The sequence below is a fragment of the Paenibacillus sp. JL3B1040 genome (genome assembly GCF_057063165.1).
Genome location: NZ_CM169317.1, coordinates 5,456,120 through 5,472,144 on the forward strand (window position 1 = coordinate 5,456,120; position 16,025 = coordinate 5,472,144).

13 protein-coding genes and 1 pseudogene are annotated in these 16,025 nt (G+C 55.8%); all 14 read right to left on the reverse strand.

The features are described 5' to 3' along the window. Positions 1-52: 52 nt before the first annotated feature. Positions 53-1,582 (reverse strand): response regulator, encoded by a 1,530-nt coding sequence (locus ACZF99_RS25000; protein WP_483607577.1) that lies wholly within the window; start codon positions 1,580-1,582, stop codon positions 53-55. Next, the gene (locus ACZF99_RS25005) at positions 1,579-3,396 is read right to left on the reverse strand and encodes a sensor histidine kinase (protein WP_483607578.1); all 1,818 of its coding nucleotides are present in this window, start codon (positions 3,394-3,396) and stop codon (positions 1,579-1,581) included. The genes ACZF99_RS25000 and ACZF99_RS25005 overlap by 4 nt, the downstream gene beginning before the upstream one ends. A gap of 18 nt (positions 3,397-3,414) precedes the next feature. Continuing rightward, on the reverse strand, positions 3,415-4,983 hold the full coding sequence (locus ACZF99_RS25010) for a response regulator transcription factor (RefSeq protein ID WP_483607579.1): 1,569 nt from the start codon (positions 4,981-4,983) through the stop codon (positions 3,415-3,417). A gap of 227 nt (positions 4,984-5,210) precedes the next feature. After that, positions 5,211-5,822, reverse strand: a complete 612-nt coding sequence (locus ACZF99_RS25015) for a flavin reductase family protein (protein ID WP_483607580.1) — start codon at positions 5,820-5,822, stop codon at positions 5,211-5,213. 22 nt (positions 5,823-5,844) lie between these two features. Beyond that, positions 5,845-6,468 (reverse strand): alpha/beta hydrolase, encoded by a 624-nt coding sequence (locus ACZF99_RS25020; protein WP_483607581.1) that lies wholly within the window; start codon positions 6,466-6,468, stop codon positions 5,845-5,847. Positions 6,469-6,497: 29 nt separating this feature from the next. After that, positions 6,498-7,094: pseudogene (locus tag ACZF99_RS25025) on the reverse strand (VOC family protein); the annotation flags it as partial. Between the two features lie 4 nt (positions 7,095-7,098). Continuing rightward, positions 7,099-7,737 (reverse strand): nitroreductase family protein, encoded by a 639-nt coding sequence (locus ACZF99_RS25030; protein WP_483607582.1) that lies wholly within the window; start codon positions 7,735-7,737, stop codon positions 7,099-7,101. Between the two features lie 249 nt (positions 7,738-7,986). Beyond that, positions 7,987-8,433 (reverse strand): MarR family winged helix-turn-helix transcriptional regulator, encoded by a 447-nt coding sequence (locus tag ACZF99_RS25035; protein ID WP_483607583.1) that lies wholly within the window; start codon positions 8,431-8,433, stop codon positions 7,987-7,989. Between the two features lie 285 nt (positions 8,434-8,718). Continuing rightward, positions 8,719-9,114: a cytochrome-c oxidase gene (locus tag ACZF99_RS25040; protein ID WP_483607584.1), complete on the reverse strand. Its 396-nt coding sequence runs from the start codon at positions 9,112-9,114 to the stop codon at positions 8,719-8,721. Between the two features lie 75 nt (positions 9,115-9,189). Beyond that, positions 9,190-11,514 carry an ATP-dependent DNA helicase gene (locus ACZF99_RS25045; RefSeq protein WP_483612964.1) on the reverse strand — a complete coding sequence of 775 codons (2,325 nt, stop codon included), beginning with the start codon at positions 11,512-11,514 and terminating at the stop codon, positions 9,190-9,192. Between the two features lie 133 nt (positions 11,515-11,647). Continuing rightward, a complete protein-coding gene (locus tag ACZF99_RS25050) occupies positions 11,648-13,210 on the reverse strand; it encodes an FAD-dependent oxidoreductase (protein ID WP_483607585.1) in 1,563 nt (520 codons plus the stop codon). Between the two features lie 100 nt (positions 13,211-13,310). Beyond that, complete coding sequence (locus ACZF99_RS25055) at positions 13,311-14,003, reverse strand: copper homeostasis protein CutC (protein WP_483607586.1); 693 nt, start codon at positions 14,001-14,003, stop codon at positions 13,311-13,313. A 300-nt stretch (positions 14,004-14,303) separates the two neighbouring features. Continuing rightward, positions 14,304-14,528: a hypothetical protein gene (locus tag ACZF99_RS25060; protein WP_483607587.1), complete on the reverse strand. Its 225-nt coding sequence runs from the start codon at positions 14,526-14,528 to the stop codon at positions 14,304-14,306. A gap of 130 nt (positions 14,529-14,658) precedes the next feature. Next, complete coding sequence (gene rlmN / locus ACZF99_RS25065) at positions 14,659-15,714, reverse strand: dual-specificity RNA methyltransferase RlmN (RefSeq protein ID WP_483607588.1); 1,056 nt, start codon at positions 15,712-15,714, stop codon at positions 14,659-14,661. Positions 15,715-16,025 lie beyond the last annotated feature (311 nt).

Sequence of the window (16,025 nt, forward strand, 5' to 3'; positions counted from 1 at the left end):
AGCGCTCCCCGGCGGCAACTAGTTCACAATTAAAGTTTTAACCTTCAAAATCTCAGTTCCTGTTTCTGTATTCGTTAGGCGACATCTGTATTCTTTTTTCGAAGTGCTTGAGGAATTGGCCATAATTGGCGTAGCCGACCCGTTCGGCAACCTCGCCGTTGTTCAGTTTCCCGTCCTGCAATAGCTTCACGGCTTCTTCAATGCGCAGATCGTGGATCATTTCGTTAAAATGAACGCCGTTTTTCTTCTGCAGCAACTGCCCCAAATAGACGGGATGCAGGTAAAATACCTCCGCCAGCTTCTTAATCGTCAAAGGTTCGCGGAAATGCTCCCGAATATAAGCGTTGATGTTTTGGACGACGCCCTGGGAGCGCCGGGTTTTGTCCTCAAGAAGCAGATCGATGCATTCCATGCCGAAGGCATGCAGCAGACCCAGCAACTCCCGCAAAGTGCAGATGGCCGATACATTTCCGGGGATGTCGTATTTGCCCTGAAGCTCCGCCGCCTGATCCGGCATCTCTTTCAAATGTCCGAGCATCTGGTAAGACAAGTGGATCGCGAATTTACGCACGATATCCGGCGCAAGATAATGCCTCCGGAAGTGGTCCGCCGCCCTGACCAAAGCTTCCTCCAAGCCGCTTTTATCCAATAGCTGCAACGCCGCCACGACACCGTCCACCAGTTCCATCTGGTCGTACCGGCAACGGAACGAGAGCTCGGCCACTTCGCGGTAAGTCGTAATTCCGGTCCGGTCATCCGCATAAAATCGATGAAGCATCGCCGTTTGGGCCTGGCGGTGCGTCTCCGCGAGATCCTGCAGATTTGCCGCTCCTTCGCCTGCGGCCGCATGCGCCCTCAGGCGGCGGCACAAGCTCTCCAATTCGCGAATCCGGCGAAGGCCGTCCGGGCCGTCTCGTTCCATGTCGTACCCGTACACCAAAGCGAGGCTGCCGAAGTCCAGGTCGATCATATACATCGCTTCCCGTTCCTCGGCATAAGTCGAGATCTGTTCCCGAAGCTCCGCCGGACTGGCGCTACTTGGATGGATGAGGCAGACGTTCCAGGCCTCCCGAAGACCCGAAAGCGCAGCGACACGCTCGGGATCCCAAGGGAGATTGGACGGTGGATTGATCAATGCCTTGAGCAGAATGCCCGCTTCTTCGTAGGAAGCGATCCGATTGATGCGCTGACGGTCCCGTTCCTCCACTAGTTCCTTGTAAATCGCCCCCAACTCCTTGGCGGCAATCTCTTCGTCGATCGGTTTCAGCAAATATCGGGTAATTCCGAAGCGAAGCGCTTTTTGCGCATATTGGAACTCGCTGTAACCGCTGACGATGGCAAAACTGACCTGCCGGACATTTTGTTTCTGCCAAGCTTCGATCATTTCCAGTCCGTCCATCACCGGCATCCGCACGTCCGTCACGACCAGATCCGGCTGCAGTTCGCCGATCTTCTCCAGCGCCTCCGCGCCGTTGCTGCTGGTTCCGCAAATATCGAAGCCGAGCTCCGGCCAGTTGATCCACAGCTGCATGCCCTCCAACGCTGCCGGCTCATCGTCCACCAATAACACCTTGAATCTCATGCTGACCCCTCCCTGTTCATCCCATCCTGGTGTTCCAGCAGTTTGACCGGGATTTCGAAGGACACTACCGTTCCTTCTCCCGGCTTGCTGTGGATGTTGAATCGAACCTGATCGTTGTAATACAGCTCAAATCGGCGGTATACGTTGCGGATGCCGATGCTTAGCCCGGAGGTGTTCTCGCTTCGCACGGAGAGCAGCATTTCCCGCAGTTGCTCGGGTTCGATGCCTTTTCCGTTATCCGAAATGACGATGCGCAGACGGCCGTCCGCCACGCAGGCTTTAACGGTAACAAGCCCCGTGCCCTGAACCGTTTGGATTCCGTGCTTACAGGCATTTTCCACCAGCGGCTGGATGCTCATCTTCGGAATTTTATAGTGCAGCGCCTCCTCCTCGATGTCGAAGACGTATTCGAATTTGTCCCGGAAACGGAATTTCTCGATTTTCAAATACATGTCAATAAATTGGATCTCTTCCTCCAGCGTAACGAGGTCCTCCTTCCAGCGCAGCAGCCGGCGCAGCAGTCTGGACAGATTCTTGATGATGTCCGTCACGTCAGAGTAATTGTTTTTTGTGCAGACGACCAGAATGGCATTCAGCGTATTGAACAGGAAATGCGGATTCATCTGGCTCTGCAAGAAGTTCAACTCCGCCCGTACCCGCTCGGCCTCGAGGCTCTTCTGCTGGATTTCCAGCTTGTAGACGTTGTTGATCAGCGCGTTGATCCGGGCGGTCATCATGTTGAAATTGCGGATCAAGCCGCCGACTTCATCGCGGCCTTCATCGATGTTGATCAGATCGAATTTCTCGTTGGTGACTTTCTGCATGTGGCGGGACAACCGCTTCACTCGGTAATGGTACGATCTCAGCATCACGTAGATGAAAATCGACGTGAACAGAGTGATGGCAGCTACCATGATCCCGACGAACAACCTCATATCGAACATCGCTTTCGACACTCGGACGCCCTGCGGAATGCCAATCAGCCGCCAGCCCTTCACATAACTCGCGTTGCCGATCGCGAGCGATTCCACCCCCTTTTTCTCGTCCTCGGCGGACAATTCGAATTTGGAGTAACCGGCACTTGCGCCTTGCCGGTAGCCGCTGCCCGCCGACACGATGATATCGTCGTTTTCGTTGACCAGATACAGGTCCAGGTAGTCCTGCTCCCGTACGATCACGTCGTAGACTTTACTGAGGTCGATGTCGATCCGCAGCAGCTTGTCAAACGTATTATAGGAGTCATAGTAATCCATCTTCTCGATCACGCTGAAATAAGACTCAATGTTGGCCCGGTTATTCGCTTGAGAGGCACGGTACGCTGCGACGACTACGGGATTGGACGAGCTTTCCCAAATCTTGTACCATTCGCTGTTCCTCACCTCGTCGTCGATCAAATGATAATTCCCCCCGGGGATAATCGTCGGATTGGACGTGTAAATCCCGATCCGCAGAATCTGGTTGTTGACCGGAATGTAGCTGGTGACGCGGTTGCGCAACTGCTCGTCGAAGGTCTCGTAAAACTCGAGCGGATCGGAATACGTCTGATCCATCTTCTCGTAGAGCGTTTTATCCGTATTCAGAGCATGACTCACGGCCACCCCGCCGTCGATAAAATCATGAATGTCCTTTCGGGCGCGTTCCATGGAAATCTCCAGGTTTTGTTCCTCGCGCTCCTTAATAAAACCGGTCATCCGCTCCATAAACAGCAGGTTAATCACCAAAATCGGCAGCAGCACGCCAATGAGGTAGATCAGCAAAAATTTAGTGTTCAGCGGAATATCATTGATCTTTCCCCGGAATCTCCATCTTCTCATGCTTGCACCACCTCGGGCTTATTCGGCCGGCTTAAGCCCCGCCTCTTTCTTGGTAACGCCGTTCCTAAATTCGGATTTGTATACGGAAGGCAGCATGCCGGTCGCTTGCTTGAATTTGCTGATAAAATAATCCGTGTTCGGGTAACCCACCTGCTGCGCGATATCGGAAATTTTCATCGGGGTGCGCTTCAGCAGGCGTTTGGCCTCTTCGATCCGTTTCTCGTTCAAGTATTCGTTGAAGGCCTTGCCCGTTTCTTTTTTGAACACCTGACCTAAATACGTCGGGTTCATGTGGAACTTTTGGGCGAGGGTTTGCAGCTTCAGCCTGCTGCGGAATTCCTCATCCACGTGCTGAATGACTTGGAACATCGTGTTATTTTCATTTTCCCGCCGCAGCCCGGCCAGCAGCAGGGAAGCCTCCCGGCACAGCTTGTGCAGATAACGCTTTAACGCCGGATAGTCGCCCATGCCGCCCGAATTCGCTGCGTATGCCTGCATGCGGATCATAAAAGCGTCGGCGTCGCCGCCCGCTTTCTTGATCTTGCGGCATAACGTCAGCTCCAGATTGTCCGCAAACGCCCGGACGGATTCAAGGCCCGGACGACTGCAGGCGAAGAAGCCGAAAGTCTCTTCCACCGCCGCTTCTACGGCTTCGGGATTCCCTTGCAGCACAACGTCAAGCAGAAGCTCGCATTTTCCTTTGAACACGTCCTCCGTATTCCGGGGCTGCGGGGGACGACAGGGGAAGAAAAGGCCGGTTTTCCCTTGTTCGCGCTTGGCTTTCACGGTTTCCAGCGTTTGCTGGTACAACTCCCGGATGGAGCGGATGCCTTTCCCGGCGTCGCTGACGGCAATGACCGCCGGCCGTTCCAGATCCGAAAGCCCGCTGCGGATCGCCAGCCCGATCTCTTCCAGCCTCGTCTGCGGCACTTCGTCCGTCCGAACGATCACCCCGATCCGGCCCATGCCGTCCAGAAACGAACGATCCGTATGGCTGGCAAAAAAAACCAATACTTGTTGTTTCAATGCCGTCGGATAAATGCCGGCATCGATCAGCATGCACCTAAGCTCCGGTTCCCCTTCGAGTTGCAGGGCGGCTGCCGCTTCCCGTTCCAGTTGCGTTCCTTCCTCCCCTTGAATCAAGCGGTTCAGCATATTATTCTTAAACAAAGACTGTTTGCGGGACGAGGTTCGCTCCATTTCCCGTTCTTCGGCGATCGTTTGTCCGAGGCGGTCAAGAATCGCCCCGAACTCGTCCTCGTCGATCGGTTTCAGCAAATACTCCGCAACCCGCTGCCGCATGGCCGTAAGCGCATAGTTAAAATCGTCGTATCCGCTCAAAATGACGAACTTGGGCGGCTTCGCCAGCAGCCGCCTGCTCCGTTCGATCAGCTCCAGGCCGCTGATCACCGGCATATGGATATCCGTCACGACCACCTCCGGCCGAAGCTCCTGCATTTTGACCAACGCCTCCGGGCCGTTCAGCGCTTCGCCGCATACCCGAAAGCCGTGCTTTTCCCAATTCACCATGGTTCGAAGTCCTTCGAGCACCCAAGGCTCGTCGTCCACCAGAAGCACTTGCAGCATGACCGCGATTCCTCCCCTTCACGCGATTTCCCTATTTATATAAATGCCTGAACCCGCAATGTAAGCGTACTCATTTTTTATGCTAGCACACTTCTTTCGATAGTGGAAACTTAATTTATCCAACAAACAAAGGCAGCCCGGAGCGCTTTGCTCCGAACTGCCTTTCCCGGCGCCGTTAGGATCACGGCTTGGCCGATGATGTGTCCTGTCCGGTAATTCCCGGACTTTTACCTCGGCCGCTCTAATTCAAAAACATCCCCCAGCCGGGCGTAACCGTTCCCCGCCAAACGGCTGACCGGCCGCAAGCCGTGAGGGTCGATCCGCCCGTCTTCGTACAACGACTCTTCGATGTGAAACCGGACCACCCGGCCGATCAGCAGATCGGCCGAAGGACTCTGCTCCGTTCCGCCTAATGGGATGGAGCGTTCCAGCAGGCACTCCATGCGGATCTTGGCCTCGGCGATGCCGGGGACCGCGATCGCTTCGCTGGCCAAGGGCGTGAGGCCCGCAGCCCGCACTTCGCTCTCCTCGGGAGGAAGCGGCGCCGCCGTCAGGTTCATTTGGCGGAGGTACGCCTCATCGGCAATATGCACGACAAACGCCCCTTCCGCCGCGGCATTCCGGGCCGTATCCTTCGGTGCACCGTCTTTTCGCTGCACCGCCACCGACACCATCGGCGGATCGGCGGTCACGACGTTGAAGTAACTGAACGGCGCCGCGTTCAGCACCCCCTCCGGCGACAACGTCGTCACCAATGCGACCGGCCGCGGGATGACGCTGCCGATCAGCAGCTTGTAATTGTCCCTCTTGGTTTGGTGCTCCGGGTTGATCGTGATCATGGCGGCGAACCTCCCTCTTTGTTCATTTCTTCAGAAAATGGCTGCGAAACCACTCCGCCGCAGCCTCAACTTCGGTTTCGGTCAATTGATGGCCGTACGGCTCCCAATGCACGTTCACCCGGGCCCCGGCTCCGCCGAGCAGCTTCGCAAGCTCCTCGGTTTCCTCCGGCCGGCACATGGCGTCGTTCCGCCCCGCTCCGATAAAGACGGGAAGGTCGGCCATCTCCGGCAATGGCACGCCGCGCCGCGGCACCATCGGGTGGTGCAGGATCGCCCCGCCGAGCGCCTTTGCATGATGGAACAGCAGGCTGGCCGCGATATTGGCGCCGTTGGAGTAGCCGAGCGCGACGACGCGTTTGCGGTCGAAGCCGTATTGCGCGGACGCCTCTTCCAGGAAGTCGTACAGCTCTTTCGTGCGGAATACGAGGTCTTCCTCATCGAACACGCCCATCGCCAGCCGCCTGAAGAAGCGCGGCATCCCGTTCTCGAGCACGTTGCCGCGGACGCTCAGCACGGCCGAAGCGGGCGAGATCATCTCCGCCAGCGGCAGCAGGTCCCGCTCCGTGCCGCCGGTGCCGTGAAGCAGAAGCAGCGTGGGAACCGCTGCTTCGCCCCCTTCTTTGCCCGGATTAAAGATATGCTTCATCCCTTCCGATCCTCCTCCAGCACCCGGACCTCGAACGGGGCGTAGCTGCCGTCCTCGCCGTGCTTCCGCAAGCCCATCACGGTTTCGAGCAGCATGGCGGTCTTCTCCGGTGCCGCGCTGTAAAGCACGGCGCCACCGAAACCTTTGATCGCCTTGTCGGCCGGAACGCCGCCGAACGACCAGGTGCTTAGCGGGCCGGCGGCGCGTTCCACCAGCTCAAGCTGCAATCCGTCCTTGTCGCGGAAATGCAGATACGTTTCGCCGAACCGGCTCGCCTCGGTGGTGGAGATGCCGAATTGATGCAGGCGTTCCTGCCAGAAACCCATGGCGCCGACCGGAATGGCGAAGGTGGTGATGCCGACCTGACCGGCGCCGACCCGTCCGCGGCGGGAGCCCTCCGACGGGAAGAAGGTGATGATCGTTCCCGGGTTGCCGTCCTCATCGCCAAAGTACAGATGGTAGACCTCCGGCGCATCGAAATTGATCGTTTTTTTAACCAGTCGAAGTCCCAGTAATCCTGCGTAAAAATCGACGTTAGCCTGCGGATCGGTCGCGAATGCGGTAATATGATGAATCCCTGAAGTTGGATGTACCACGGCGATTTCCTCCTCGTTCTTATTGATCATACGCTCAGAAACGGTTATAGCTCACGAACTCGCCGACCGGTTTGCGGTAACCGCGCGGCCGGAAGCTCGAAGTGTCCTCTTTGCCGATCGCGATCAGCATTGCCGGGACATAATTGTCCGGGACGTTCAGCAGCCGGCGTATGGCCTCAGGATCGAACCCGATCATCGGGCACGTATCCCAGCCGCGGTCCTTTGCGATAAGCATCATCTGCATGGCCGACAAGCTGGCGCTGCGGATCGCTTCCTCCCGCATGAACGCTTCGCCCCGGCTTTCGTAGAAGCCGATCGTGTCGGATACGAGCTGGTCGTATTCCTGTCTGCTGAGTATGCCCAAATTCAGCAGCCCTTCGTTCATCGTTCCGGCGTCCTTGAGGGCGTCCAGCTTCCCCAACACCAGAATGACCGCCGAAGCCGTCCGGACCTTGTATTGTTTGGCCGCGGCTTCGTATACTTGTTCTTTCAGATCGGGGTCTTTGACCACCACGTAGTGGGTGTGCTGCAAATTGAACGCCGACGGCGCGAATTTCGTAAGATTAAAAATTTCGTCCAATTCCTTGTCTTGGATTTCCACGCCGGGGATAAATTTATTCGCCGAGCGGCGGGATTTGACGACCGTAGTAAAATCGTGTTCCTGTGTATTCATGGTTCATGTCCCTCCTGGGTAAAATGAAAAATGAAAATGGTGGATCAATCAGATCGGTTCGGTTCGTTCATCAAAACATGGGGTCGAGGGAATAAGTTCCTTTATATTTTCTCTAAATGTCGAGAGTCTCTATATTAAGATATTTGAACTGAAAAAAACGCCGTTTAACGCCTTTTCCCGTCGCCCTATCGAAAATCTTTCGTCTTTTTAGGTCCTCTTGCCGCTGCTCCGTTATCGTTCCGGCCGCCGCTACTTATAGCCGGTCTGCGCCGATTTCCCCAACTTTTTTAACAACATGGCGGCGATCTCCTTCTCCTCCGGCGAAAGTCCGCTGACTGCCTCTTCGATCATGCGGGCATGCTGCGGAAACACTTCGCTGATGAACTGCCTGCCTTGCTCGGTCATTTCCGCGTACACCAGCCGCCGGTCTTCCGGGCAGTTCTGACGGGTTACGAACCCTTTCTTCTCCAGTTTATCGACGACGTACGTAATGTTCCCGCTGCTCATCAGTACCTTGCTGCCGATTTGCTGAATCGGCTGGCGGCCCTTGTGGTAAAGCAAATCGAGCACGCCGAATTCGGTCCGGGTCAATCCGTATTGGCGGATCGCCCTGTCGCTGTGGGCATGGACCCATTCGCTCGCCCGGGACAATACGATAAACAAATGGAGCGCATCGTTTTTCTTTTGCTCCGTCATGGTCTTCACCTCCATATACCATCCTCGGAATGTTCAGCTTAGGTTAACCCGAAAGGACTTCGATAATTCTTAATTTGTTTTATCTTGACTTTAAGATATATGATATCGAGACAAATGTCAACCTAATTCCAATTGAATTTGAAAAAAGAGGGAGAGGAGGCAGGTGCCCCAAATTACGGAACTTGAACATGCGGCGGCGCGAGATACGTAAAAAACCGCCCCGGGATGCACGACTGCGCATCTGGAGCGGCCGTTAAGCCGTGCCGCCCGAACGGCGGGCGGCTTTTATTTTTTGCCCCGCGAAGACGCGCTGGTGCGTACGTTCGTCAGCACGTTGACCGCGAATACGAGCACGCTGATCACAACAAGCGTTCCGCCGATCGCCACCAAAGGCTCCAGCTGTTCGGAACCGGACAGCACCAGCGATAAGCTGATCATCATAACCGGCAGCCCGATGGAATACGTCCAGAACTGGATTTTGCTCAGCAGACTTTCCCCCGCTCCCGGAAACAGCACGTAAATCACGCCCGCCAGCGCGAAAGACGCCCAACCGAGCAAATTCACATGAGTATGCACGCCCGCCAATGTATAGTCATGCTGCATGGACATGTACATCCCTAGCAATACACCGATGACAAAATAAACGACCGAAACCTTAATAAACGAGATCCCCAAACCCATCGCTCCCCCTAAAATGAACAAGTTATCTTACATGTTCAAAATATGTCACAATGGATAGGAATATTCGAAGGGGTTCTAGCGCCATTCCTCCGGCAGCAGCCGCGCGTAATGCGGCTGAAGGTAACGATCGTCGATCAGGGCCAATCGGCCATGGTCGGTCTCCGAGCGGATCAGGCGCCCGCCGGCCTGCAGCACCTTGTTCATCCCGGGGAACACGTAGGCATAGTCGAAGCCGTTCCGCCCGTTTGCCTGGAAGTAGTCGCGGATCAAGTCGCGCTCCGGACCGATTTGCGGCAGCCCGACGCCCACGATCGCCACGCCCGTCAAACGGTCGCCGACAAGATCAATGCCCTCCGAGAACAGGCCGCCCATGACGGCAAAAGCGATGAAAGTTCGCCCCGGGGCGGGATTAGGCACAAAAGCGGCCAAAAACCGCTCCCGCTGCTCCTCGGTCATCCCGGACTGCTGCAGCAGCAGCTCCGTCTCTTCTTCCGCGACGGCGGCAAAATCCTCGTAAATCATGTTCATATAGGCGTACGAAGGGAAGAAGAACAGATAATTTCCCGGCCGGCCACGGGTCACCTCCCGTAAGGCACGAACAAGCGGGCCGCGCGTCTGTTCCCGGTCCTGATACCTTGTGGACAGCGGCACCACGACCACCTCCAACTGATCCCTGGAGAAGGGGGACGGCAACGCTACCGTATAATCATCCGGCCCCGCCCCCAGCATATCGCGATAGTAACCCAACGGCGATAACGTCGCCGAGAAATAAATGCGTGAACGAAACCCCTTGCTCATCTCTTTCAGCAAATGGGAGGGATCCAGGCAAAACAGCTTAACCCGCACGTCTTCCCGCGTGACCTCGGCATAGGTGACGAATCGTTCATCGTACAGCTTGCCGATCCGGCCGAAATGCAGGGCATCGAAATAAGTCTGGAGCAACAGCTCCCGCGCATCCGCCTCCGGACCGCCCGGAGTGCTCGCTTGCCCGGCGGCGGAAGGATCGATCGCCAGCTCCCGTTCGGCGGCCTCGGCAAAAGCTTCCACCCGTTGCAGCAACGGCTCCGGTGCGGCCGAGTCAACCCGGAACGTCCCTTCGGCCTGCTTCCGCAGCTCGATGAAAAAGGCGTTCACCGCTTTGGCCGCCGCCGCAACGGACGGGTTACTCCCTTTGTACGCCCGCTGCAGGGACAGAAAGCTAACTTTCCGCAGCTCGGCGGAATACATCTCCCTGGCCCGGTCAACCAAATTATGCGCCTCGTCGATCAACAACGCGGTTTCCTTCTTCTGCTCGGCGAACATGCGCTGCAGGGACACTTTGGGATCGAACACATAGTTGTAGTCGCAAATCGTGACATCGGCGGCATAAGACAGATCCAGTGAAAATTCGAACGGGCACACCCGGTGCTTCCGGGCATACGCCTCGATGACCGGACGGGCGAGTTGCGTCTCGTTCGTCAGGATATCCAGGATCGCCCCGTTGATCCGGTCAAAGTAGCCGTCGGCATACATGCAGTCCTCCTTGGTGCAGCGGACTTCTTCGCGGAAGCAGATTTTCTCCTTGGCGGTCAGCGTCGCCACCCAGGCATGCAGCCCCTGTGCTTCCATAAGCGAAAAGGCGCTCTCCGCCGCAGTGCGGGTAATCGTCTTGGCCGTGAGGTAATACAGCTGATTCAGCTTGCCTTCGCCCATCGCCTTAAGCGCCGGAAACGTGGTGGAGATCGTCTTGCCGATGCCGGTCGGCGCTTGGGCAAACAAACCGACGGCTTCCTTGATCGTCTTATACACCGCTCCCGCCAGCTTTCGCTGCCCCGTACGATACCCCGGGAACGGAAACGCCAGCTCCGCGATGCTCCGGTTCCGTTCGCTTCGATGGTCGCGAAGCCGCCTTGCGTAGGGCGCGTACTGCTTTACGACATCCTGAATGAACGTCTCCAGCTCCTCCAAACCGGCACGCGTCCGAAACTGCTTGCGCTCCCCCGTATCCAACTGCACGTAGGTGAGCTGAATCTCCATCTCGCTCATCCCGTTGGCTCTGGCGTACATATAGGCATAACATTTCGCCTGTGCCCAATGAACGGGGTACGTGTCCTCGCGAATCGCCGCCAGCTCGCCAGCGGTTGATTTAATCTCGTCCACGGTCAAGCTCCCGTCCTCGCCGGTCAACAACCCGTCACAGCGTCCGTCCACGACGAAAAGGAGATCCTCGCAGGGAATCTCCGCCTTTAAATACACTTCTTTCCGATCGCCTTCACCGTATTGCTTCTGCACCTGCTGATGCGCTTTCGTGCCTTCCGTCAGCGAAACCGCGGCGCGAAAGCCGCTATCGAGGCTGCCGCTGCGGAACACATACTCCACCAGCGGACGCACCGCTATCGTAACCGTAGACTCATTTGCCATTTTCCTGTTTGTCACCCGCCGATACTCCTGAGAACATTTGTTCCATAAGTATATCACGACGCAACGGGGATCGCCATGCACGGCGATTTGCTCCAGGTATGGTCGCCTTACCTCCATTAACCCGGGAATAGGGTCACTGGTCGATCCGAATCCCGTATTCTTTTTCCAAATAGGAATGAATTCTTCGAAAATCGGCCGGGGTCAATTCGTTTAACCGCTTATGACGCTGCTTCCATTCGCGGCCGAGCAGGATGCCCATCGTTTCCCCGGCCAAGGCGGTGGTGGGAATGATGCGGGCGCTCCCGTAGGCTTTGATGTCCGCGCCGATATTTTTGCCGGCCACCAGCACGTTATCGTACGACTTCAACTCGAAGGAACGAAGCGGAATCCCATACCGGTCCGGCTTGCCGTAACCGATGCCCTTTTTCACGATCCGGGTAGCCTGTAAATCCACGGGATATCCTCCAATCGTCACGTTGTCCCAAAACATCCGGCCCGACATCACATCCTGATCATTCAGCACATAATCCGTTTCATAACGGTTATAGTCGCGGATGTACAAATAATCGGGATACCCGTTCAGCTCGGCTTTGCCGAAGCCGGGAATATGCTTGCGCAAATACTTGGCGATATAAGGCGCTTCCGCTTTTGCCCTTGCCACGGCGGAACGGACCGATTGCGGATCGGCCGGGTCGACATCGTACACGAGCAAGCTGTTGATGATCACTTCGCCGTCCTTTTGATACGTCGCATTTAAGCCCCTGAGCATCAATTGGGAATCGCGCGGCCTGTACTTGTAGGTCAGGTTGCTGAAGCCGGTGGCGAAATCCCAATCCACGTAAGTATTGGCCCCGTATTTTTTGACGACGTTCGTTAACGGATAATCCTTCAGCACCGCTTGATGCAGCTTGCCCCAGTCGACGCCTTTGAACCGCAGCATATACGTAGCCGCCATATAATCCGGTTCTTTGCCGTTATACAAGCTTTCCATGCCCGGGATGCGTTTGTTGCCAAGATGGGAGGTAAGCGCGTTAAAATCGGTGTTTTCCACAAAATACCCCGCCTGTACCTGATACAGCTTGCCGTCTTTTGCGAGGTAGGTTAGTGATTCCAGCGTCTTCCCGTCCTGTTTCCCTTGCCCGTTCCCTTGCACGCCGACGGCTTCTACCTCCACTCCGTCAACGATAATGCCGCTGCGAAGCGGAATCCCCCGGATCAGCTTGCGATAATAGCTTTCAAAAGCCGGGAGCTTACGGATCGTTCCCGCCTTGTACTCGTCGTACAGGGGCTTTAATTCGCCTTGCACCAAGCTGCGCTTGCGGTTGTCGTTGGGCTCGTCCAGCACCAGCATCTGTCCCTGAATCAGCTCTCCGCCCGGCTGTTCGCGCGGGTCGAGAATGAGCACGCTTAACCCCGCCTCGTGCGCTTTCTTCGCCAACAGAACCCCCTCGATTTCGCTGCCGACTACGACGACGTCATAACGGGCGCACCCCGGCCCGCAGGATGCGGCCGGCACGGACGCCGCGGATGCCGTGGCTTCCATGGATGTCGTGGATGCAGCGGATGCCGCAGATGCCGTGGATGCCGTGGATGCCGAAGCTGGCACACCCGCCAATTCAAGCATCAGCCATGTACTTAGGAACACGATGAGCCATCGGTACGCCAAAGCCCGTTTCTTCTCATCATGAATTGGCATAAGTTCCGGATAACTCTCCTCGCTATGGGATATAGTGACATTCTATCTCCGGAAAAGGTTCGGTATCCAGAAAGTAACTAGTATTTTATGGGATTTGTTGTTAATTATTGGCATGCAACAGACGGGATAAGCTCAACAGCTTGGTCGGGTCGATAGGAGCCAGTCCATCCCCGCCCTTCCGAACGGCGGAACCGAAATGCACTTCGGTTACGCCCGTTTCCGCGACGAACCGCGAAATCGCCTCCAGGGTCAAGCCATGACCGGCCAAAATGCTTAGCGAGCTGCCGCTTGCGACCTTCACCAGCTCCCGAATCTCGGGAATCGCTTGCGGCGCCGGCCGGGGTCCGCCCGAAGTCAGTACCCGGTTCACCTGCGGATACCGCAGCAGCGTGCGCAATCCGGACGGCAGGTCGGCCAGTTCGTCAAACGCCCGATGGAATGTCACGTTAAGCCCGCCCGCCAGCGCCAGAATTCGTTCCAACGCGGCGACGTCGATGCTCCGCTCGCGGGTTAGCGCCCCGAACACGATTCCCGCCGCCCCCGTCTCGGCTATGGCCCGGACTTCCGCCTCCATCGTTAATACATCGGCTTCTTCATACACAAAAGACCGGCTATGCGGCCGGACCATGACGTGAACGGGAATGTCCACGGCCTTCACTACCTGCCGGACCATGCCGATGCCGGGCGTCAGCCCGCCTTCCGTTATCGCCGTGATTAGCTCAAGCCGGTCCGCCCCGTTTGACTTCGCGACGACGGCATCCTCAACGCAGGTTGCTATGACCTCCAAAATCATCAGGATTCCTCCATTGATTAATCATTCGATAATACCTTATATTAGCTTATCTATTATAATCTAACCTTGGTGCTGCACGCCTCTCCTTCCCACGAAATGCAAAAGTACATTCCATTCACTACCTAACCGGACTCATTCTTGATTCAAGTGCAAAAGTGCAGCTTATTTTTCTATGATCTACTAACATTTTCCATATCCCTCTTTTTCGGATGCACTTTTGCAGTCTATCGCCTGGATATTCGAGGAAAGGTTACCATCAGATGTACTTTTGCAGTTCATCGGGTTCCGGCTTCTAATTTGTCAAAGGATCGAGTGGACGCCAGCATCAGCATCAGCATCAACACCAGTACCAGCACCAACATCAACATCAACATCAACATCAACAGCAACAGCAACACAAACAGCAACAGCAACACAAACATCAGCAACACCTACACCTACACCTACACCTACATCTACATCTACATCAACACCTACATCAACATCATCATCATCAACATCAACATCAACAATCAACAGCAACACCTACACCCTACTCCAGCAACCTACTTCCAGCAAAATCAAAAGGACTTGGAGCATGTTTTCCAAGTCCTCTCATTCAAATTCTAGTTGTGTGCGTTCGCCGCCTTCAGTTCTTTGGTTCAAGCTCGTTGGCTCAGCTCGGCCGCTTCAACTGCTTGCTGCGCAGCTGACCGCAAGCCGCATCGATGTCCGCCCCATGCTCCAGCCGCACGCTGACACTGAGTCCGCGCTTTTTCAACACATCGTAAAAGGCCAGTACGGAATCTTGCTCGCTCCGCTGATATTGGCTGTGTTCATCCACCGGATTGTACGGGATCAGATTGACGTTCACGAACCGGTCCCCCAGGAGATCGGCCAATTCCTGCGCATGCGCTGTCCCGTCGTTGACGCCCTTCAGCAAAATATACTCGATCGTAAGCCGCCGGTTCGTTCGGTCCAGATAGTAGTCGATCGCCGCCATCAGCTTCTCAAGCGGAATCGCCTTGTTGATCTTCATGATCCGCGTGCGCAGCTCATTGTTCGGCGCGTGCAGAGACACGGCCAAATTCACCTGCAGGTCGGAATCGGCAAACTCGATGATCTTGTCCGCCAGACCGCTGGTCGATACGGTAATGTGGCGCGGGCCGATCGCGAGTCCTTTAGGGTCCTGAATGATCCGCAGGAAGTCGGCCATATTTTCGTAATTGTCGAAGGGCTCTCCAATTCCCATCACAACGATATGGGTCACTCTCTCCCCTTTGCCCTGCCGGTCCAGGTGCAGTTGCACCTTCACCACCTGCTCCACGATTTCCCCGCTCGTCAGGTCCCGGCTCTTCTTCAGCAGCCCGCTGGCGCAGAAGCTGCAACCGATATTACAGCCGACCTGCGTCGTTACGCAAACCGACAGGCCGAATTTATGGCGCATGAGCACGGTTTCGATCAGGTTGCCATCCTGCAGGCGGAACAGGAACTTGATCGTCCCGTCGACGGACTCCTGACGGATATGCTCCTCCAAAGTTTCGGCGGCAAAATGCTCTTCCAGCAGGGTGAGGCATTCCGGATGAACGCCTTCCATCGCCGCGAATTCGGTCACCCGTTTGCGGTACAAGCCGTCCCAGATCCGCTCGGCCCGGCCTCGTTTATGTCCACGGTCCAGCAGCCAAGCGGCCAGCTGATCCTTTGTCATCCCATAAATCGATTGTTTATTCATGCGTATCCTCTTTCTGAACGAACTTAAGTCATTTTTCAATTATACCTAATCCGCCATCCCCAATGCCACAGGTAAAATAACGAATCGCTTGCGCCTTCTCCGACGGGGCCGTTTTACACAGATTGCCTTCCCTTTTAAACGAAGTTAACATTATTGCCCTAAAGTGAAGATACATTACCTTCGGCCCTAACGGATTAAGCCCGGATTCACACGGCTGGTCCGGCCCGCAAACTGGACTAAGGTCGGAATCAAATCACGCCGCACGGCCGGTTTGATTCTTCCAGGCTTCCTATATACTGGAACTCGGAGTG